Genomic DNA, 20,970 nt, shown 5'->3' with positions numbered 1-20,970 from the left:
ACGCCGAACCCCGGGGCACCATGGCAATTCTGGCAGCTGTCCACCACCTGACCCACTACAAATACGACCGGCCGGTCGTGCTTGGGCCCCAGGTGATCAGGCTGCAGCCGGCGCCGCATTCGCGCACCAAGGTGCTAAGCCACTCGCTGAAGGTCGAACCGAAGAATCACTTCGTCAACCTGCAGCAGGACCCTTACGGCAACTTCCTCGCCCGCTTCGTCTTCCCTGAGCCGGTGAACGAGCTCAAGATCGAGGTCGATCTCGTCGCCGACATGACGGTCTACAATCCGTTCGATTTCTTCGTCGAGGAATCGGCCGAGAATTTTCCGTTCGAGTATCCGGAAGAAATCAGGGAAGACCTCGCCATCTACCGGACGCCGGAGCCGGCGGGGCCGCTGCTGTCGGCTTTCCTCGGAACGATCGACCGCAGCCCGAGGAACACCGTCAATTTCCTCGTCGACCTCAACGCGCGACTGCAACGCGAGATCGCCTACATCGTGCGCATGGAGACAGGTGTCTTTTCGCCGGAGGAGACGCTGGCCGCGGCCAAGGGCTCGTGCCGGGATACCAGCTGGCTCCTGGTGCAGATCCTGAGGAATCTCGGCATCGCCGCGCGCTTCGTCTCCGGCTACCTGATCCAGCTCAAGCCGGATCTCGTCTCGCTGGACGGGCCGCCCGGCACCGCTGTCGACTTCACCGACCTGCATGCCTGGTGCGAGGTCTATATTCCGGGCGCCGGCTGGATCGGCTTCGACCCGACCTCGGGCCTGCTCACCGGCGAGAGCCATGTGCCGCTGGCCGCCACTCCGCATTTCCGCAACGCCGCGCCGATTTCCGGCATGGCGAGCTTCGCTAATGTCGATTTCGGCTTCGACATGCGGGTCGACCGCATCGCCGAGCATCCACGCATCACCAAGCCGTTTTCGGACGAAAGCTGGCAGGCGCTCGACGCGCTGGGCAACAAGGTCGACGCGGCGCTCACCGCGGGCGACGTTCGCCTCACCATGGGCGGCGAGCCGACCTTCGTGTCGATCGACGATTTCGAGTCGGCGGAATGGAACACGGCGGCGGTTGGCCCGACCAAACGTGAGAAGGCTGATGCATTGATCCGCCGGCTGCGCGAACGCTTCGCGCCGGGCGGCTTCCTCCACTATGGCCAGGGCAAGTGGTATCCGGGCGAAAGCCTGCCGCGCTGGACCTTCTCGCTCTACTGGCGCACCGATGGCGAGCCGGTGTGGCGCGACCCGTCCCTGATCGCGCGCGAAAGGAGCGAGACGGACATCGGGCCGCAGCAGGCCGAAAGCCTGCTGACGGCGATCGCCGGCGAGCTCGGCATCGACAAGGCGATGGTCAGCGAGGCCTATGAGGATCCGGCCGAATGGCTGCTCAAGGAAGGCAAGCTGCCGGACAATGTCGATCCGTCCAATTCCAAGCTGGAGGACCCGGAAGAGCGCAGCCGCATGGCGCGGGTGTTCGAGCGCGGCCTGACCAAACCGTCGGGCTATGTGCTGCCGGTGCAGCGCTGGAACAGCCAGGCAGCGGGGCCGCGCTGGCGATCGGAGAAATGGAAGACCAGGCGTGGCCGGTTGTTCCTGGTTCCCGGCGATTCGCCGGTCGGCTATCGCTTGCCGCTTGGCACTCTGCCCTATGTGCCGCCGGCGCAATTCCCCTACATCGTGCCGGTCGACCCATCGGTTCCGCGTGGCCCGCTGCCGGAGCGCGCGGCCATTTTGCCGGTAGCGTCGCCGGCCGAACTGGAAGGCGCCGACGATATGGCGCGCCGCCAGCAGGCGGTGTCGTTCACCGCAGTGGTCGGCCAGCAGGACCGTGTCGAACAGCAGATCACCGAGATCGGCGGCGCGGTGCGCACCGCGCTCACCGTCGAGCCGCGCGATGGCCGACTCTGCGTGTTCATGCCGCCGGTCGAGGCGCTGGAAGATTATCTCGAACTGGTCGCGGCGGCCGAGAACGCCGCGCGCTCGATCGGACTGCCGGTGCACATCGAGGGCTACGGCCCGCCGCACGATCCGCGTCTCAACGTCATCCGCGTTGCTCCCGATCCCGGCGTCATCGAGGTCAATATCCATCCCGCCGCCAACTGGCAGGAATGCGTTGCCACGACCACGGCAATCTACGAGGAGGCGCGGCAGTCGCGACTCGGCACCGACAAGTTCATGATCGACGGCCGCCATACCGGCACCGGCGGAGGCAACCATGTCGTGGTGGGCGGCGCGACGCCGAACGACAGCCCGTTCCTGCGCCGGCCCGACCTCTTGAAGAGCCTGGTGCTGCAATGGCAGCGCCACCCGTCGCTGTCCTACCTGTTCTCGGGCCTGTTCATCGGCCCGACCAGCCAGGCGCCGCGTTTCGACGAGGCGCGCCACGACTCGCTCTACGAACTCGAAATCGCGATGGCGCAGGTGCCGCATCCCGATAAGGGCGCGGCCCCGTTGCCATGGCTGGTCGATCGGCTGTTCCGCAATCTCTTGACCGACGTCACCGGCAACACGCACCGCTCCGAAATCTGCATCGACAAATTGTTCTCGCCCGACGGCCCGACCGGCCGGCTGGGCCTCGTCGAGTTCCGCGGTTTCGAGATGCCCCCCAATGCGCGCATGAGCCTGGCGCAGCAACTGTTGGTGCGCGCTATCATCGCCCGCGCGTGGAAGAACCCGCTCGATGGCCGCTTCGTGCGCTGGGGCACCTCGCTGCACGACCGCTTCATGCTGCCGCACCATGTCTGGGCGGATTTCCTCGACGTGCTGGAGGACCTGAAGCTCAACGGCTTCGAATTCCGTCCGGAATGGTTCGCCGCGCAGCTCGAATTCCGCTTTCCCTTCTGCGGCGAGGTCCAGCATGCCGGCGTCAAGCTGGAGCTCAGGCAGGCGCTGGAACCTTGGCACGTGATGGGCGAGCAAGGCGCGATCGGCGGCACCGTGCGCTTCGTCGATTCTTCCGTCGAGCGGCTCCAGGTGAAGACGGAGGGCCTCAATCCGGAGCGTCACGCCGTCGTCTGCAACGGCCGCGTCGTACCGATGAACGTGACGGACAACAGGGAGATTGCGGTGGCGGGCGTGCGCTTCAAGGCCTGGCAGCCAGCCTCGGGCCTGCATCCGGCGCTGCCGGTCAACACGCCGCTGGTCTTCGATATCTACGACCGCTGGTCGGGCCGGGCGGTGGGCGGCTGCGTCTACCATGTCGCGCATCCCGGCGGGCGCAATTACGACACCTTCCCGGTCAATGGCAACGAGGCGGAGGCGCGGCGGCTTGCCCGCTTCGAGCCACGCGGCCACACACCGGCGGGTTACGTGCTCCACAACGAAGAAGCTTCTGAAGATTTCCCGATGACCCTTGACCTCAGGCGGCCTCCAAGACTCTGATCGACGATGGCGAAGGGGAATCAGAAGAAGATAGGCGGCAAGCCGCTGAGCCACAGTCTGCTGGAGCACTACCAGCCGATCGACGGCGTCGTCGACGAGATGGTCGACGCCTCGGGCAATCCGCGCCCGGTCTGGCGCGCCTTCATCGAGGCGCTGGAGGACCTTGGCCCTGAAAAGCTCGCCCAGCGCTTCGCCCGCGCCGACCAGTATCTGCGCGACGCCGGCGTCTATTACCGCGTCTACGACAAGGCGGGCGCCAATGAGCGCGAGTGGCCCCTGGCGCATGTCCCGCTGCTGATCGAGGAAAAGGAATGGGCCGCGATCAGCGCCGGCCTCGTGCAGCGCGCCGACCTTTTCGAGGAGATTCTGGCCGACGTCTACGGTCCGAACCGGCTGATTCAAAAGGGCATCCTGCCGGCCAGCCTGATCGCCGCCAGCCCGGAATATTTGCGGCCCGTCGCCGGCACAAGGCCGGCCAGCGGCCATTTCCTCCACATGCTGGCCTTCGAGCTTGGCCGCGGTCCGGACGGCCGCTGGTGGGTGCTGGGCGACCGCACGCAGGCGCCGTCGGGCGCGGGCTTCGCGCTGGAGAACCGTGTCGCCACCACGCGCGCGCTGTCCGACATCTATGGCGAGATGCATGTCCATCGCCTCGCCGGCTTCTTCCGCCGCTTTCGCGACGCGCTGATCGGCATGGCCAAGGACACTGGCGGGCGCGTCGCCATCCTGACGCCGGGACCGCTCAACGAGACCTATTACGAGCACGCCTATATCGCGCGCTATCTCGGCATCATGCTGCTCGAAGGCGATGACCTGACCGTCTCCGGCGGCAAGCTGATGGTGCGCACCGTCTCGGGATTGAAGCCGATCGGCGTGCTGTGGCGGCGGCTCGATGCCGCCTTCGCCGATCCGCTGGAACTCAGGCCGGATTCTCAGATCGGCACGCCCGGCCTGGTCGAGGCGATCCGCAGCGGCACGGTCTCGGCCGTCAATGCGCTGGGCTCGGGCCTGATGGAGACGCGGGCGCTGCTATCCTTCCTGCCGAGGATTTCCAGGGAATTGCGCGGCGAAGAATTGCTGCTGCCGAGCGTCGCCACCTGGTGGTGCGGGCAGGACAACGAGCGCGACCATGTGCTTGCCAATTTCGACCGCATGGTGGTCGGACCGGCGCTGTCGACACGGCTTGCCTTCGAGGACGACGATGCGACCAGGCTGGGATCGATGCTCTCCGATGCCGAGCGGGCCGAACTGGTGGCGCGGATCAAGGGCAGCGGCGGCGACTTCGTCGGCCAGGAAGCGGTGACGCTTTCGACAACGCCCGTCTATGTCGGCGGCTGGCTGGAGCCGCGGCCGGCCAGCCTGCGCGTCTATCTGGCGCGCACGGCGGATGGCTGGACGGTGATGCCCGGCGGTTTTGCCCGGGTCGGCTTCTCGCAGGACACGACAGCCATAGCCATGCAGCGCGGCGGCCAGGCGGCGGATGTCTGGGTGGTCAGCGACCGGCCGGTCGAGCGCGAGACACTGCTGCCGCAGGAGCATGACAGCTTCACCCGCTCCATGCCTGGGAGTCTGCCCAGCCGCGCGGCGGAGAACCTGACATGGCTCGGCCGCTACATCGAGCGATCGGAAGACACGGCCCGCGTGCTGCGCGCCTATCATGTGCGGCTGGCCGAGACCTCCGATCCTGAAACGCCGCTGCTTGCCGATATCAGGGATTATCTCGAACCGTTCGGCATCGACGTCGAAACGGCGATCCCGCTCGGCCTGATCGGCACGCTAGACAGCGCCGTCTACAGCGCCGGGCAGATTCGCGACCGTTTTTCGCCGGATGGCTGGCTGGCGCTGAAGGACCTGTCGAAGACCATCCATCAGTTCGCCAGGACCGTGGCGCCAGGCGACGACGCGACCCGGGCGATGACGGTGATCCTGCGCAAGCTCGCCGGCTTCTCCGGCCTGCTGCACGAGAACATGTACCGCTTCACCGGCTGGCGCTTTCTCGAAATCGGCCGGCGGCTGGAGCGCGGCATCCAGATCGCCCGCATGCTTGCCCGGCTGACCAGGGCTGGCGCGCCCGACGGCGCGCTCGACATGATGCTGGAGATCGGCGACAGCGTCATGACTCATCGCCGGCAGTACCCGGTGCAGGCCGGCCGGCGCACGGTGATCGATCTCCTGGCGCTCGACCCGCTCAACCCGCGCTCCATCCTGTTTCAGCTCGAGCGGTTGAAGGCGGAGATCGGCATGCTGCCTTCGAGCGGCGGCGAAGGGCACATGTCGCCGGCGGCAAAGGAAATCCTTCAGCTCAACACGGCGATCGCCGTCATGGAGCCCTCGGACATGACGGCGCAAGTCATCGACGATCTCGCCAATGAGATCGGCGGCCTCTACAACAGCCTCGCCAAGGCCTATTTCGGATAGCGCATGCTCTACGACATCAGGCTTCATCTGAGCTACGACTATGATGCCGCGGCCGGTGGCGGCCGGCACCAGGTGCGCGTGCTGCCGCCGACGATTGTCGGCGTGCAGCGGGTAGTCGCGGCTTCGCTGTCCTTCGTGCCGGCCCCGGGCGAGCGCTCCGACTTTTCCGATTTCTTTGGCAACAACGTCACTTCGATCGCCTTTCGCGATGCACATGACGCGCTCGACATCCGGATGAGCGCGCGCGTGTCGGTGTCGCGCCCGGAACCGGGGCTGGACGTATCGCCCGACCTCCAGCGGCTGCGGGAAGAACTCGGCGGCGTGGGGTCGCTGGCGCCGGATTCCCCGCATCATTTTCTTGCCGCCAGCGATCATGCCGGCATCGATTCCGCGATCACCGCCTATGCGAAAGGCAGCATCGCCGGCTCGACCGTCGCCACGGTCCTGGACCTGTGCAACCGCATCCATCGCGATTTCACCTATGATGGCGAGGCCACCACCGTGCAGACCCGCGCCAGCGATGCCTTCGGCCTGAAGCGCGGCGTCTGCCAGGACTTCTCGCATATCATGATCGCCGGCCTGCGCGGCCTCGGCATTCCCGCTGGCTATGTCAGCGGCTTCCTGCGCACCATACCGCCAAAGGGCAAGCCCCGGCTCGAAGGTGCCGATGCCATGCATGCATGGGTCAAGGCCTGGTGCGGGCGTGACGCCGGATGGCAGGAATTCGATCCGACCAACGGCATGCGGGCGAGCAACGACCACATCACGGTCGGCTACGGGCGGGACTATTCCGATGTGGCGCCGATCGTCGGCGTGCTCAAGACGACCGGCGGCCAGGCGGCCGAGCAAGCGGTCGATGTCATTCCGGTCGTGCTCGAAAAGCTGTGAACACATCGGGGTCCAGGCCTGTGCCGTACGGGCGGAGCGAGCAAAGACTGCTTCTCAAATCCGGACGCTGTCGCTATCTTGCGCTTCGGGGCGGTACGGCCGGATGCATGGGTTTTGCGCCGGTGCGGAGTTGTCATTGAAAGCTGTCAGCGTCATCATTCCGGCACACAATGCAGCAGCGACCATAGTGAGGACGCTGGGATCGCTGCGTTCGGAAGCGGACGCCATCGGCGAGGTGCTGCTGGTCGACGATTTGTCCTCGGACGGCACGGCAGCGGTCGCCAGCGATGCTGCTTCACGGTTGGGCCTGCCGTTGCGCGTCATCCAGTCCAACTGCAGGGACGCCGGCGGAGCCCGCAATCTCGCCCTGTCGCAGGCGAACCATCCCTGGATCTACATGATCGATGCCGACGACCTGCATCTGGAGGGCGGGCTGCGGTCATTGCTGCTTCAGGCCAGCATGCAGGCAAGGGCCGACATGGTGGTCGGCGCCTATCGTCGGCGGACCGACGGCGTCGACCGGCAGATCAAGCTGCCTGCCGGCTATACGGCCGCGAGCATCGCCAATGCCTCGGCCTATATCGAAGGTCACATACGTTCGATTGCGGTGGGAAGCGCGCTGGTGTCCCGGCAGGCGATCGGGGAAACGCGGTTCCCAACCGGGCTCGCCTATGACGAGGACACGTTGTTCTGGGCAAGGGTGTTGAGCAAGGCCCGGCTTGCGATCATCACGCAACCGGTCATGACCTACTGTGTTTCGGCGGAACGCTCCGACGACCGCTTCATCGTGCTGCCGGCAAAGCGCTTCCTCGAATGGCGCAATGCGCTGCACGGGCTCGCCGATTGCGGGATTGCGAAGTCGACGCTGAAGACCAGGGAAGGGCTTGTCGCCCTGAAGATCGCGCGCGTCCACTATGCGCGCGGCGACCTGGATACGGCGGCCCGGTTCCTGGCCGTGGCCAAGGCCGCGCCGAAGGTGCCGTCGGACATCTGGCGTTGCATGCGCTATCAGTTCAAGCTTGCGGCGCGGCGCCGGTTTTCCATGCCGCGTGTCCAGTTGCAAAGCGCCTGATGGCCGAGAGGCCGGAACTCGCAGTCGTGGTGATTGGTTTGCGGGCGCCTGCCGAGTTGGTCGCAGCAGTAAGATCGGCGCTCGACCAGAATGCACCGTTCGAGGTCGTGGTCGTGAATTCCGGCGGCGGGGATGTCCAGGCACTGCTGGGTCGTGCCGGACTCGATGTCAGGGTCATCGAGGTCGGGCAGCGACTGTTCGCCGGCGCTGCGCGAAATATCGGCCTGCGGCGACACAAGCCCCGTTCGTCGCCTTCCTTGCCGCGGATTGCCTCGCCTGCCCGCGCTGGGCAGAGATCCGATGACGGCGGGCTCTGGATGGCGGACCTGTCGGCCGTCGCGCGAGCGTGAACCCTTAAGAGCAGCACGGAACCAGTCGCCGGCGATGCGGCTTATCTACGGACCAGTTCCGTGGGATGCATCATGCTGCAACGACCGCAATCCTCCCCTGACCGTTCAGCAGGAGAGGACGAAACCCGAAAGAACGGCGCGCAAGATTCGGCCGAGCGCGCGTCGCTCACCTATGTCAGCGATGCCGATCCCGGCATTCGCCGCAAGCGAAAAGGCAAGGGCTTTGCCTATCTCGGGCTCCAGGGCCGTTCGGTCTCAGCGGCCACGCTTGCGCGCATCAAGGCACTGGCCATTCCGCCGGCGTGGACCGATGTCTGGATTTCGCCTGATGCCCGCGGGCACATCCAGGCGACCGGCCGGGACCAGCGCGGGCGCAAGCAATACCGCTATCATGCGCTGTGGGCCGCCGAGCGCGACGGCGCCAAATATTCAAGCTTGGTCGCCTTTGCCAAAAGCCTGCCCGGACTGCGGCGCCGCATCGATGCGGATCTGCGCCGTCACGGTCTGCCGGCGGAGCGCGTCGTCGCGGCGACCGTCTGGCTGCTCGACAATACGATGATCCGCGTCGGCAATGCCGCCTATGCCCGCGACAACAAGAGTTTCGGCCTGACGACGTTGCGCGACCGTCATGTCGACATCGAGGGATCGCACTTGCGCTTTGCCTTCAAGGGCAAGTCCGGCAAGGAATGGAAGCTGAAGCTGGTCGACCGCCGGATCGCCAGGATCGTGCGCGGCGCGCAGGAACTTCCGGGCCAGAAGCTGCTTCAGTATCTTGACGAGGACGGCAACAGGCATCCGGTCGGTTCGGGCGACGTCAACCGCTATATCCGCGACGCGGCCGACGCGGATTTCAGCTCGAAGCATTTCCGAACCTGGGGCGGCACCATCCACGCCGCGTCGCTGTTTGCACAAGCCGAGCGTCCGGAAAGCCAGGCGCAGATGAAGCGGGTCATGAACGGGATCATCGACAGGGTCGCCGAGCGCCTCGGCAACACGCGTGCCATCTGCCGCAAATGCTACATCCACCCGCTGGTCTTCGAAGCATGGGCAAACGGCCGGCTGCTCAGCGAAATGGCGGAGGCAAGCAAGCGAAAACGCCTGATACCCGGTCTCGACGAAGAGGAGACGCTGGTGTTGCGATGGCTTGAGACGCGCGGCGCCTGACCAGTGGCACGGGTGGACGGGCAAGCCCGTGTGATCGCTCAATATTTTTTTATCGACGTTGTGTCGGGAAGGGCCCTACTGTCGCGTCCTTTGATACGGAAAGGATTTGCCATGCTCTACGCCATCCTCTGCTACGCCTCCGAAGACGTCGTCTGCTCCTGGAGCAAGGAACAGGACGACGAGGTCATGGCAAAGCTATTGGGCGTGCAGGAAAAATACGCCCAGGCCGGGCGGCTTGGGCCCGTCGCGCGTCTCTTGCCGACCACCGCCGCGACGACGTTGCGCACGGTCAAGGGCGAGCCGGTCGTCATCGACGGCCCGTTCGCCGAAACCAAGGAACAGTTCCTCGGCTTCTATACGCTCGAATGCGCCGACCTCGACGAGGCCGTCGACTTCGCGCGCGAGCTTTCCGAGGTCAATCCAAGCGGCGGCTCCTACGAGATACGCCCGGTTTCCCTCTTCAATCCGGCCAGAGTACCCGCATGACCGAGCTTGCCTGGATAAGCACCGCGATCAGCACCGCCCGTCCGCAGGCGATGGGTGCGCTGCTGCGCTACTTCCGCGATCTCGACGCCGCGGAAGAAGCTTTCCAGGATGCGTGCCTGAGGGCGCTGAAGAACTGGCCGAAGAACGGCCCGCCGCGCGATCCCGCCGCCTGGCTGATCTTCGTCGGCCGCAACAGCGGCATCGACGCGGTCCGCAAGCGGTCCAAGCAGGCGCCGCTGCCGGAAGAGGACCAGATCTCCGACCTGGAGGATACCGAAAGCGATATCGCCGAGCGTCTCGACGGCGCCCACTATCGCGACGACATCCTGCGGCTCCTGTTCATCTGCTGCCATCCGGACCTGCCGGCGACGCAGCAGATCGCGGTGGCATTGCGCATCGTCTCCGGCCTTACCGTCAAACAGATCGCGCGCGCCTTCCTGGTCGGCGAAAGCGCCATGGAGCAGCGCATCACCCGCGCCAAGGCGCGCATCGCGGATGCCGGCGTGCCTTTCGAGACGCCGGGCGCCGTCGAGCGCTCGGAACGGCTCGCGGCGGTGGCCGCCATGGTCTACCTGATCTTCAACGAGGGCTATTCGACCAACAGCGGCGAGGCGCCGGCGCGCGCGCCGCTCTGCGAGGAGGCGATCCGGCTGGCGCGGCTCTTGCTTCGGCTGTTCCAGACCGAGCCTGAAATCATGGGGCTGACGGCACTGCTCCTGCTGCAGCATGCGCGGGCGCCGGCACGCTTCGACGTCAGTGGCGAGATCGTCCTGCTGGAGGACCAGGACCGCAGTCTCTGGAGCCGCAAGATGATCGACGAGGGCCTGGCGCTGGTCGACAAGGCGCTGCGCCACCAGAAACCCGGCCCCTACCAGGTGCAAGCGGCGATCGCCGCGCTGCATGCGCGGGCGGTGAAGCCCGAAGACACCGACTGGACCGAGATCGACCTGCTCTACAGCCTGCTCGAGCGCATGCAGCCGTCGCCGGTGGTGACGCTCAATCGCGCCGTCGCGGTGTCCAAGGTGCGCGGCCCCGAGGCGGCGCTCGCCATGATCGAGCCGCTGGAGGATAGGCTGTCCGGCTATTTCCACTTCTTCGGCCTCAAGGGCGGCCTGCTGATGCAACTCGACCGCGGCGATGAGGCGCGCGTTGCGTTCGACCGGGCGATCGCGCTTGCCAACACAGCCGCCGAGGCGGCCCATATCCGCATGCATATCGATCGCCTGATGAAGGAAGGCGCCGAGCGGGCCGCGCAAAAGGCGCGCTGAGCGGCCGTCTCGAAAGTCTGGCCCAACCCTGCGGTCCGGGCTTAGACCATGCCGGGGTGGCGGTTTTTCCCCGAAACGAGTAATGCCACGCCATGAAAGCGCTCCGACGGGCCCGACGGTACGGACAGGGTGGCGCATGGCTTTGCCCCGTTGCCTTGCGACGGGATCTGAAAGGGACAAAAATGACGATAGCGAAGGAAACGGCCGCACTTCTGGAGAAGCTCGGTGTCGCCAAGGACGCGCTTTCCGGCGGCGACCTGATCGTGCGTAGCCCGGTGACCGGCGAGCGGATCGCAGCGCTCAAGACGATCTTGCCGGGCGATGCGGCCAAAACCATCGACGCCGCCCACAAGGCGTTCCAGGCCTGGCGGCTGGTGCCGGGACCGAAGCGCGGCGAGTTGGTTCGCCTGCTTGGCGAGGAACTGCGCGCCCACAAGGCCGAGCTTGGCCGGCTGGTTTCGATCGAGGTCGGCAAGATCCCGTCCGAAGGGCTCGGCGAGGTGCAGGAGATGATCGACATCTGCGATTTCGCCGTCGGCCTTTCCAGGCAGTTGTATGGCCTGACCATCGCCACCGAACGCCCCGGCCACCGCATGATGGAGACCTGGCATCCGCTGGGCGTCGTCGGCGTCATTTCGGCCTTCAATTTTCCGGTCGCGGTATGGTCGTGGAATGCAGCCCTTGCGCTGGTCTGCGGCGACGCCGTTGTGTGGAAGCCGTCGGAAAAGACGCCGCTGACCGCGCTTGCCTGCGAGGCGATCTTCAAGCGCGCGGTCGAGCGCTTCGGCAATGATGCGCCCGCAGGGCTGGCGCCGGTGCTGATCGGCGACCGCGCCGTCGGCGAGATCCTGGTCGACCACCCGAAGGTGCCGCTGGTCTCGGCCACCGGCTCGACCCGCATGGGTCGCGACGTCGGTCCGCGGCTGGCCAAGCGCTTCGCGCGCGCGGTGCTGGAGCTCGGCGGCAACAATGCCGGCATTGTCTGCCCGACCGCCGATCTCGACATAGCGCTGCGGGCCATCGCGTTTGGCGCCATGGGCACGGCCGGCCAGCGCTGCACGACGCTGCGGCGCCTGTTCGTGCACGAGAGCGTCTACGACGCGCTGCTGCCGCGTCTCAAGAAGGCCTATCAGAGCGTCTCGGTCGGCAATCCGCTGGAAACGTCTTCGCTGGTCGGTCCGCTGATCGACAAGGCCGCCTTCGACAACATGCAGAAGGCGTTGCAGGAAGCCACCGCCCATGGCGGCAAAGTTACCGGCGGTTCGCGGGTCGAGAACGGCCATCCGGATGCCTATTACGTGCACCCGGCGCTGGTCGAGATGCCCAAGCAGGTCGCGCCGGTGACGGAAGAAACCTTCGCGCCGATCCTTTATGTGATGAAGTACTCCGACTTCGATGCCGTGCTCGACGAGCATAACGCGGTCGGCGCGGGACTGTCGTCGTCGATCTTCACCCGCGACCTGCAGGAGTCCGAGCGCTTCCTAGGCGTTGATGGTTCGGATTGCGGCATCGCCAATGTCAACATCGGCACCTCCGGCGCCGAGATCGGCGGCGCGTTCGGTGGCGAGAAGGAGACCGGCGGCGGCCGCGAGAGCGGCTCGGATGCCTGGAAGGCCTATATGCGGCGTGCCACCAACACGGTGAACTACTCCAAGGCGCTGCCGCTTGCCCAGGGCGTCTCGTTCGACATCGACTGAGGATCGCAGGCGCCGCTCATGGCGGCGCCTGTCCTGCACGATCAGGCCACGCAGGTCGACAGCGCGCATGGCGGCCGCGACGCCGGACACTTTCTGACGTTTGCCGGTGAGATCGCGGGTTGTGCGGAGGGCAGAACGTTCAGCCTCTTTCCGGTGCCGGAAAACAGACCTCGAAGGCCGCATCGACAACGGCGAGCTTGGCCGCCTGGACGGCCATGTATTCGTGGTAGAATTCCTTCGAAACCCACATCAGGGAATGGCCGCGCTGGCCGGCCCAGCCGATGCTGCCGAGTTCCTCGGCGTCATGCAGCTTGCGCGCGAGATGGGTGCGCGACAGCTTAAGCCATCGGGCGAACTCTGCGATCGAGACCACGCTTGTCGGGATCTTGTCCAGTCCGGCATTCTCTGGATCGATGCCGGACATCAGCCAGTCCATGACGATGCCGCCATTGTTGAGCCAGATGAACAGCGAGAAGGTCTGCTCGGGCTCACGCACCGGCGCTGAAGACAACAGACCGTCCGCGATAAGCGGCTGCAATCTGGCCAGCATTTCGGGCCGGTCGAGGAAGGTGGCCAGCCGGTTGCCGCCGTCGATCATATCCAGCGTCCTGAGATGGGCGAGGACCCAGCCCGTGAATGTCTTGATGGTGGCTGCCGTGGGCTGCATGGGATGGGCGCGCGCATCTTCGCTTGTCGGCAGATATTCGGCGATGTTGTAATGCAACATCTCCTTGATGAAGGCTTCCGCCGTGTTGCGGCTGGCTACCGAATTCTGGCGTATCACCTTGAGGAAGCGCGCCAAGGTCAGCGCGGTGTGATGGTCGTTCGGATTCCGCCTGAAATGCAGGGCAAGGCCGACATGGCCCATCAGCCAGCGTTGCTGCGTGGCGAAGATCGCGGCCAGCCGAGGGCTCGTTTCGTAGATCTGGATAAGCGCCCGTGACTGCTCCTGGACACCACGGTGCACAGCCGGATGGCCGGCAATGTCTTCGGCTTTCAGCGCCATCCTGCTCCTGCTCCGATTCAGCCCTCCGAACCGTGAAACATGAAGCACATTTCCAGCCTTCATCGTTGGTGTCCAGTATTGCGCTCCCCGTACCAAAGTAGGGCGGCCTGCATGCAGGCCGGGGCCATTTCCTCGCTAACTCTTTGCAAACGTTCGCAAAACTCCTCCCAACGATAGTCAGCCCGGCAGCCGCCGGCCGAATTGACGCACGCAAGGGGCAAGCACAGGCTTCGCGCCATCCGGGCCGGGGTGAGCGCGCGTTCCAGGCCAAGATTGAAACAAGCAACGGCATCGGCCGGCTCGCGCAGGTTGTCAGGACTCGAGGGCCTGCCGCAGCGCCGGACCGCTCCTGACGCGCAGGTCGAGATCAGCCTCGATATGGTCGATGTGGTGCAGCATCAGCGCGCTGGCGCGTTCGGCGTTGCCGTTCTCCAGCGCGTCCAGGATCTGCAGATGCTCGTTGTGGCCGCAGCTCGAAATGCCGGAGCGGCCATAGAGCGCGATCACCAGCGAGGAGCGCGCGACCAGCTCTTCCATAAAGCGCTGCAGGATGACATTGCCGGCCACGGAAGCCAACAGCAGATGGAAATCGCCGGAGGCCTTGATCTCGGAGCGCCTTGCGCTCGGCCCGCGCTCGGCGATAAAGCGGCCCTCTTCCTCGAGCTGTGCCTTGAAGGCGGCAACGTCAGCCGGTGTGATGCGCCCGGCGGCGGCGACCGCGATGCCGGGCTCGATCAGCCGGCGCGAGGCAAAGACCTGGCGCGCCTCTTCCGGCGAGGGATTGGCGACGAAGGCGCCGCGATTGCGCTCGGTGCGCACCAAGCCTTCGAAGGAGAGCATCTGCAGCGCCGCGCGTGCGACGGTGCGGCTGACATCGAATAGGGTGCCGACCTCGCCTTCGGACAGTTTGGTTCCGGGCGCAAGCCGGCGGTCGACGATGGCGTCCCGCAACTGGTCGCGGATCGCCTGGGCGCGATCCTCGTTGGCGTTGTCGACGGCTGGGAAGGTCTGGTCGGCGATGTTCATGGCGGCAAGGTCCTCAGCTCTTGTAGCCTGAATCGGGCCGCCTGCACGAGAGCCAAATTGAACGCAATAGTAGAAAAGATTGCATACGATTTCTGCTGACATCGCCGACAATCGCCCATAATTTGTGCATCGCACACGAGTGCTGCTTTGCTGGGCGCGAGGCCGGATCGACAATTTGCTCGAGGATTCAAACGCTTGAGGGTGGCGGCGGGCAACTGGCATGCATGATGCTTTGGTTAATCCGAGCCAAGAGGAGCCCGGATGTCCAAAGCCGCCGAAATCGACATCGTGTCCGTTTCGAAAGTCTATGGCGCGACCACCGCCGTCGAGGACATCAGCCTCAAGATTCCGGCCGGCACCTATTGCTGCCTGCTCGGTCCTTCCGGCTGCGGCAAGACCTCGACGCTGCGCATGATCGCCGGGCATGAGAGCATCTCGAGCGGCGACGTGCGGCTCGGCAACACCGTCGTCACCGACCTGCCGCCTGCCAAGCGCGGCACAGCCATGATGTTCCAGTCCTATGCGCTGTTTCCGCATCTCGACCTCGTCGACAATGTCGCCTTTAGCCTGAAGATGAAGGGTGTCGGCAAGGAGGAGCGCCGCTCCAAGGCGCTCGACATGCTGAAGCTGATGCAGATGGAAGCCTATGCAAGCCGCCGCCCGGCGCAGCTTTCAGGCGGGCAGCAGCAGCGCGTGGCGCTGGCCCGCGCATTGATCACCGATCCCGAGGCGCTGCTGCTCGACGAGCCGCTTTCGGCGCTCGATCCGTTCCTCAAGATACGCATGCGGGCGGAGCTGAAGAAGCTGCAGACCTCGCTCGCCATCACCTTCGTTCACGTCACCCACAGCCAGGAGGAGGCAATGGCGCTGGCCGACCTGATCGTGGTGATGAACAATGGCCGCATCGAGCAGGCGGCGCCGCCGCGCACCGTATTCGAACGGCCGGCGACCGCTTTCGTCGCCCGCTTCATGGGCGACCACAATGTCGTGTCCGGCCGCGTCAGCGGCAGCAGCGACGGCATGGTTCTCTTTGAGGTGCCGGGCGGCGTCTCGCTCGCCGCGAGCGGGCAGGGCCGCGAGCCCGGCGAGCCGATCGACATCGCCATCCGCACCGACCATGTGCGCATCGGCGAGGCGCCGGCGGCGGGGCTCGGCTTCAGCGGCATCGTTTCCAACATCGAGTATCGCGGCGCAACCGTGAAGCTCTCGGTCAACGGCGCTGGCATCGAGGAGTTCACAGTCATCCTCGACGACGAGGGCTTTTTTGCCAGGCCGGTCGCCGTCGGCGACGCGGTGCCGATCGCCTGGGACGCCGAGGATGCGATCATCCTCGGTCGTCTCGATTCCTGAACCATCACAACCAAACCAAAAGGGGAACTGACAATGACCAACACAACCGACAAGAAGACAGGCATTTCCCGCCGCTCGCTGCTCAAGACGGGCGCAGCGGCGGTCGGCCTTGCCGCCGGCTCCGGCGTCATCACCGGCTTCCCGACCATCTGGGCGCAGTCGAACATCACGCTGCGCCAGTTCGGTACCGGCGTGTCTAACCTCAATGCCATCGCCGAAAAGTGTAAGGCGGATCTCGGCATCACGCTGGAGATGACGGCGACCGATTCCGATGCCGCCGCGCAGCGCGCGGTGACACAGCCCGACAGCTACGACATCGCAGACATCGAATACTGGATCGCCAAGAAGGTATATCCGACCGGCGTCATGCAGCCGATGGACGTCAAGAAGCTGAAATATTACGACAAGATCGTGCCGCTGTTCATCACCGGCAAGCTGACGCCCGACAGCGTGATCGCGCAAGGCACGGCACCACACACGGTCGGCTTCGTGGAGGCGCAGGATTCCAAGGCCTTCGCCAAGGAACCGACCCAGTGGATGACGATGGTTCCGACCATCTACAATGCCGACACGCTGGGCATCCGCCCCGACCTCGTCGGCCGCGACATCACCACCTGGGCCGACATCATGGATCCGGCTTTCAAGGGCAAGGCCGCCATCCTCAACATCCCGTCGATCGGCATCATGGATGCGGCCATGATCATGGAAGCCATGGGCAACATCAAATATGCAGACAAGGGCAACATGACCAAGGAGGAGATCGACAAGACGATCGATTTCCTGATCAAGGCCAAGCAGGACGGTCAGTTCCGCGCCTTCTGGAAATCCTTCGACGAGAGCGTCAACCTGATGGCGTCCGGCGAAGTGGTGATCCAGTCGATGTGGTCGCCGGCGGTGGCAGCGGTGCGCTCCAAGGGCATCGCCTGCAAATATCAGCCGCTCAAGGAAGGCTATCGGTCGTGGGGCGGCGGCCTCGGCCTCGCGGCGCATCTCAAGGGCGCCGAGCTCGACGCGGCCTATGAATACATCAACTGGTACCTGTCCGGTTGGGTCGGCGCCTATCTTAACCGCCAGGGCTACTATTCCGCCGCCATGGACACGGCCAAGCAGTTCATGTCCGAGGATGAATGGGGCTTCTGGGTCGAGGGCAAGCCGGCAAAGGGCGACATCGTCGCGCCGGACGGCAAGGTGATGGAGAAGGCTGGCGCGGTGCGTGACGGCGGTTCCTTCGTCGAGCGCATGGGCAAGGTTGCCTGCTGGAACTCGGTGATGGACGAGGACCGCTACATGGTGAAGCGCTGGAACGAGTTCATCGCGGCGTGATGCACTGATCGCGGATGACGGCGGCGACGCCGCCGTCATCCGCAAACACAACCGCTCGTCGGATATCCCGCATGACAGTCGCGCTCGAACGCCCTGCAATGGCCGCGGCCAGGCCCGCCAGGCGCCACCGGTTCTCGATCGGCGCCATCGCGCCCTATCTGCAGGCGACGCCGCTCGCGCTGATCCTCGGCGCGTTCCTGCTGCTGCCGATCCTGATGATCGTCGTCGTCAGCTTCTGGGACTACGACTTCGCGGCGATGTATCCGGATTTCCTGACGACCAACTATTCCGACGTGCTCGGTTCCTGGGTCACCTGGAAGACCTATCTCAACACGCTGAAATACACTGCCATCGTCTGGGCGTTGACGCTCTTCATCGGCTTCTGGGTCGCCTATTTCCTCGCCTTCCACATCCGCACCACGGCCATGCAGATGGTGCTGTTCCTGGTCTGCACCGTGCCGTTCCTGACCTCCAACATCATCCGCATGATCTCGTGGATTCCGGTGCTCGGCCGCAACGGCCTGGTCAACTCGACGCTGGTGCATCTGGGGCTGGTACCGAGGCCGATCGAATGGCTGCTCTATTCCGAATTCGCCGTCGTGCTCGCCATGGTGCATCTCTACACGCTGTTCATGGTGACGCCGATCTTCAACACGCTGATGCGCATCGACCGCTCGCTGTTCGAGGCCGCGCGCGACGCCGGCGCTTCCGGCTGGCAGATCCTGTGGAATGTCGTCATCCCACTCGCGAAGCCCGGCATGGCGATCGGCACCATCTTTGTCGTCACGCTTGTGATGGCCGATTTTTCCACCGTGCAGGTGATGTCGGGCGGACAGAGCGCCTCCGTCGCGCTGATGATGAAGAACCAGATGTCGCTGCTGCAATATCCGGCCGCCGCCGCCAACGCGGCCGTGCTTCTGGTGCTGGTGCTCCTGATGGTCGCCGGCATCCTGCGCATCGTCGACATCCGCAAGGAGCTCTGAGGCGATGAACCGCGAGAAGCGCACTCTCGAATTCTACGGGCTGGCGGCCTTCTTCGCTCTGTTCGTGCTGTTCCTCTACGGGCCGCTGTCGGCGATCCTGATCCTGTCCTTCCAGGGTGAGAATGGCGGCCTGACCTTTCCGCTCAACGGCGTCTCGCTGCACTGGTTCGCCAACCTGTTCGAGAAGCAGGCGGTGGGCGATTTCGGCGGCAGCTTCAGGCGTTCGCTGGCGCTCGGCCTGATGGTGATGGCGGTGACCGTCATCGTCTCACTGCTCGCCGGGCTTGCCTTCCGCCGCAAGTTCCGCGGCGCCACGGCGCTGTTCTATCTCGCCGTCGCCAGCCTGGTCGTGCCGTCGATCATCATCAGCCTCGGCATCGGTGTCGTCTTCCAGCAGATCGGCTTTCGTCCGGCCTGGTACACCTCGGCCTTCGGCGCGCATCTGACCTGGACCTTGCCCTTCGGCGTGCTGATCATGTTCGCCGTCTTCAACCGGTTCTCGCCGGCCTATGAGGAGGCCGCTCGCGACCTTGGCGCCACCGCCTGGCAGACCTTCGCGCATGTGGTTCTGCCGATGATCGCGCCCAGCCTGATCGGCGTCGGCCTGTTCGGCTTCACACTCTCCTATGACGAGTTCGCCCGCACGCTGATGACGTCGGGCACCTTCAACACGCTGCCGCTCGAGATCTACGGCATGACGACCAATGTGACGACGCCGGTGCTCTACGCGCTGGGCACGGTGACGACCGTGTTCTCCTTTTTGGTGATCCTGGCGACGCTCGGCGCGATCGTCTATGTCGGCCGCCGCCGGGCGCGGGCCTGAACGGAGCCGACGTGCAGATCCTCGTGGTAAATCCGAACACGACCGCCAGCATGACCGAAACGATCGCGATGGCCGCCCGCTCGGTTGCTGGCGCCTCGACGGAGATCGCCGCCGTTACCTCGTCGATGGGGCCTGTGTCTATAGAGGGCTATTATGACGAGGCACTTGCGGTGCCCGGCCTGCTGGTTGAGATCGCCGCCGGCGAGCGCGCCGGCGCGCAGGCGGCGATCATCGCCTGTTTTGACGACACCGGACTGGACGCGGCGCGCGCCATGGCGAACATCCCGGTCATCGGCATCTGTGAGGCGGCGCTCAGCCTCGCGTCCTTCATTGCTCAGCGCTTCAGCGTGGTGACCACCACCGAACGCTCACGGGTGCCGGTCGAGGAGCTGGTGCGGCGCTACGGCATGGCCGCGCGGGCCCGCGTGCGCGCCGCCGACATTCCGGTCCTGGCGCTGGAAGACCCGGCATCAGGCGCCATCGTCAAGCTGCGTGACGAGATCGCGCGTGCGATCGAGCGGGATCGCGCCGAGGCGATCGTGCTCGGCTGCGCCGGAATGGCCGATCTTGCCGCCGAACTGCAACGGGATTTCCGCCTGCCGATCATCGACGGCGTCGGCGCTGCGGTGAAGCAGGCCGAGGCGCTGATTGCGCTTGGCCTGTCAACATCCAAACGCGGCGCCTATGCAAACCCGCTGGCAAAGCCCTATCGTGGCGTGCTGAAATCCTTCGCCCCGGGTGACGTCGCCGCCGAGTGATACGATGCCGAGAACAATCCGCTTGCTCGCCTCGCAAGAGGTGGAAATGCTTGTCGACTGGGCCGCGGGCGAAGGCTGGAATCCAGGCTTTGGCGATGCCGCCGTGTTCCAGGCGGCAGATCCCGAAGGTTTCATCGGCGCCTTCGTCGACGGCGGGATGGTGGCCGGCATCTCGGCGGTTGCCTATGGCGACCGCTTCGGCTTCATCGGCCTCTATATCTGCCGTCCCGACCGGCGCGGCAAGGGGCATGGCAGGGCGGTCTGGGACGCCGGCATGGCGCGGCTCGGCAATCGCACGATCGGCCTCGACGGTGTCGTCGAGCAGCAGCCCAACTACCGGCGCATGGGATTTCAGCCCGTCTACGAGACGCTCCGCTACAGCGGCCATGCCGCGGGTCTGCCCGGGGGCGGCGACATCCGGCCACCGACGCCCGGTCGGCTTGCCGACGTCCTCGCCTATGACCGCGGCTGTTTCCCGGCGCCACGGCCGGCCTTTCTCGAAGGATGGCTGCAGCCGCCGCGCGTTGCCTTGCTGGCCATGAAAGCCGGCCGGATTTGCGGCTACGGCGTGGCGCGTCAGTGCCGGGAAGGTTTCAAGGTCGGGCCGCTGTTCGCCGACGATACCGAGACCGCGCTGCGGCTGCTGGCTGCGCTGGCCGACATGATGAGGGGCACGCTGCACATCGACGTGCCGGTGGCCAATGCGGATTTCACCGCAGCGCTTCGGGCCGCCGGCCTGTCGCCCGGCTTCAGCACGACCCGGATGTATCGGAGAGGCGTGCCGGCAAACGCGCAAGCCAGGGTCTTCGGCATAACCACGCTCGAGCTGGGCTGACGCGGGGCGGCCGCTATCGCCGCGCCGAGCGCCGCAGCGCCTGGGTCGGCTGGCCGAAGCCGCGCATGAAGGCGCGGCGCATGCGGCCGGGATCGCCGAAACCGGTGGCGGCGGCGATGCGATCGAGAGAGGCGGAGCTGGTC

At 65.4% G+C, this 20,970-nt stretch carries 16 protein-coding genes and 2 pseudogenes; 15 read left to right on the top strand and 3 right to left on the bottom strand.

Features of this window, described 5'->3' with window-relative positions; genetic code table 11:
• The first annotated feature begins 20 nt into the window (after window positions 1-20).
• The 9 genes from EN745_RS06940 (at window position 21) to EN745_RS06900 (ending at window position 12,723) form a co-directional block, all read left to right on the top strand.
• Window positions 21-3,380, top strand: a complete 3,360-nt coding sequence (locus tag EN745_RS06940) for a transglutaminase family protein (RefSeq protein WP_127420853.1) — start codon at window positions 21-23, stop codon at window positions 3,378-3,380.
• Between the two features lie 6 nt (window positions 3,381-3,386).
• Complete coding sequence (locus EN745_RS06935) at window positions 3,387-5,798, top strand: circularly permuted type 2 ATP-grasp protein (RefSeq protein ID WP_127420852.1); 2,412 nt, start codon at window positions 3,387-3,389, stop codon at window positions 5,796-5,798.
• Window positions 5,799-5,801: 3 nt separating this feature from the next.
• On the top strand, window positions 5,802-6,686 hold the full coding sequence (locus EN745_RS06930; protein ID WP_127420851.1) for a transglutaminase family protein: 885 nt from the start codon (window positions 5,802-5,804) through the stop codon (window positions 6,684-6,686).
• 136 nt (window positions 6,687-6,822) lie between these two features.
• Window positions 6,823-7,758, top strand: a complete 936-nt coding sequence (locus EN745_RS06925; protein WP_126058519.1) for a glycosyltransferase family 2 protein — start codon at window positions 6,823-6,825, stop codon at window positions 7,756-7,758.
• On the top strand, window positions 7,758-8,108 hold the full coding sequence (locus EN745_RS06920) for a glycosyltransferase (RefSeq protein WP_126058520.1): 351 nt from the start codon (window positions 7,758-7,760) through the stop codon (window positions 8,106-8,108). The genes EN745_RS06925 and EN745_RS06920 overlap by 1 nt, the downstream gene beginning before the upstream one ends.
• A 72-nt stretch (window positions 8,109-8,180) precedes the next feature.
• Complete coding sequence (locus EN745_RS06915) at window positions 8,181-9,272, top strand: DNA topoisomerase IB (RefSeq protein WP_126058521.1); 1,092 nt, start codon at window positions 8,181-8,183, stop codon at window positions 9,270-9,272.
• Between the two features lie 111 nt (window positions 9,273-9,383).
• The gene (locus EN745_RS06910) at window positions 9,384-9,758 is read left to right on the top strand and encodes a YciI family protein (RefSeq protein WP_126058522.1); all 375 of its coding nucleotides are present in this window, start codon (window positions 9,384-9,386) and stop codon (window positions 9,756-9,758) included.
• Window positions 9,755-11,026 (top strand): RNA polymerase sigma factor, encoded by a 1,272-nt coding sequence (locus EN745_RS06905; RefSeq protein WP_126058523.1) that lies wholly within the window; start codon window positions 9,755-9,757, stop codon window positions 11,024-11,026. Before EN745_RS06910 ends, EN745_RS06905 begins: the two co-directional genes overlap by 4 nt.
• Before the next feature lie 182 nt (window positions 11,027-11,208).
• On the top strand, window positions 11,209-12,723 hold the full coding sequence (locus EN745_RS06900) for an aldehyde dehydrogenase family protein (protein ID WP_127420850.1): 1,515 nt from the start codon (window positions 11,209-11,211) through the stop codon (window positions 12,721-12,723).
• Between the two features lie 139 nt (window positions 12,724-12,862).
• On the opposite strand, the gene EN745_RS06895 is transcribed toward EN745_RS06900, so the two are convergent.
• Together EN745_RS06895 and EN745_RS06890 are read right to left on the bottom strand one after the other, a co-directional pair.
• The gene (locus EN745_RS06895; protein WP_189362982.1) at window positions 12,863-13,729 is read right to left on the bottom strand and encodes a hypothetical protein; all 867 of its coding nucleotides are present in this window, start codon (window positions 13,727-13,729) and stop codon (window positions 12,863-12,865) included.
• 312 nt (window positions 13,730-14,041) lie between these two features.
• Complete coding sequence (locus tag EN745_RS06890) at window positions 14,042-14,755, bottom strand: GntR family transcriptional regulator (protein WP_126058526.1); 714 nt, start codon at window positions 14,753-14,755, stop codon at window positions 14,042-14,044.
• 261 nt (window positions 14,756-15,016) lie between these two features.
• Here EN745_RS06890 and EN745_RS06885 point away from each other — a divergent pair, with 261 nt between their 5' ends.
• The 6 genes and pseudogenes from EN745_RS06885 (at window position 15,017) to EN745_RS06860 (ending at window position 20,827) form a co-directional block, all read left to right on the top strand.
• A complete protein-coding gene (locus EN745_RS06885; protein WP_126058527.1) occupies window positions 15,017-16,105 on the top strand; it encodes an ABC transporter ATP-binding protein in 1,089 nt (362 codons plus the stop codon).
• Between the two features lie 33 nt (window positions 16,106-16,138).
• Window positions 16,139-17,428 (top strand): PotD/PotF family extracellular solute-binding protein, encoded by a 1,290-nt coding sequence (locus EN745_RS06880; RefSeq protein WP_126058528.1) that lies wholly within the window; start codon window positions 16,139-16,141, stop codon window positions 17,426-17,428.
• A 143-nt stretch (window positions 17,429-17,571) separates the two neighbouring features.
• Window positions 17,572-18,411: pseudogene (locus tag EN745_RS06875) on the top strand (ABC transporter permease); the annotation flags it as partial.
• A gap of 4 nt (window positions 18,412-18,415) precedes the next feature.
• The gene (locus EN745_RS06870; protein ID WP_127420848.1) at window positions 18,416-19,234 is read left to right on the top strand and encodes an ABC transporter permease; all 819 of its coding nucleotides are present in this window, start codon (window positions 18,416-18,418) and stop codon (window positions 19,232-19,234) included.
• An 11-nt stretch (window positions 19,235-19,245) separates the two neighbouring features.
• Window positions 19,246-19,992, top strand: a complete 747-nt coding sequence (locus EN745_RS06865) for an aspartate/glutamate racemase family protein (RefSeq protein ID WP_127420847.1) — start codon at window positions 19,246-19,248, stop codon at window positions 19,990-19,992.
• A 4-nt stretch (window positions 19,993-19,996) separates the two neighbouring features.
• A complete protein-coding gene (locus EN745_RS06860) occupies window positions 19,997-20,827 on the top strand; it encodes a GNAT family N-acetyltransferase (RefSeq protein WP_127420846.1) in 831 nt (276 codons plus the stop codon).
• 13 nt (window positions 20,828-20,840) lie between these two features.
• On the opposite strand, the pseudogene EN745_RS36855 reads toward EN745_RS06860, so the two are convergent.
• Window positions 20,841-20,970: pseudogene (locus EN745_RS36855) on the bottom strand (GlxA family transcriptional regulator); the annotation flags it as partial.

Source organism: Mesorhizobium sp. M4A.F.Ca.ET.022.05.2.1 (genome assembly GCF_003998845.1).
GTDB lineage: Bacteria > Pseudomonadota > Alphaproteobacteria > Rhizobiales > Rhizobiaceae > Mesorhizobium.
This window is presented reverse-complemented; position numbering and strand designations above follow the sequence as displayed.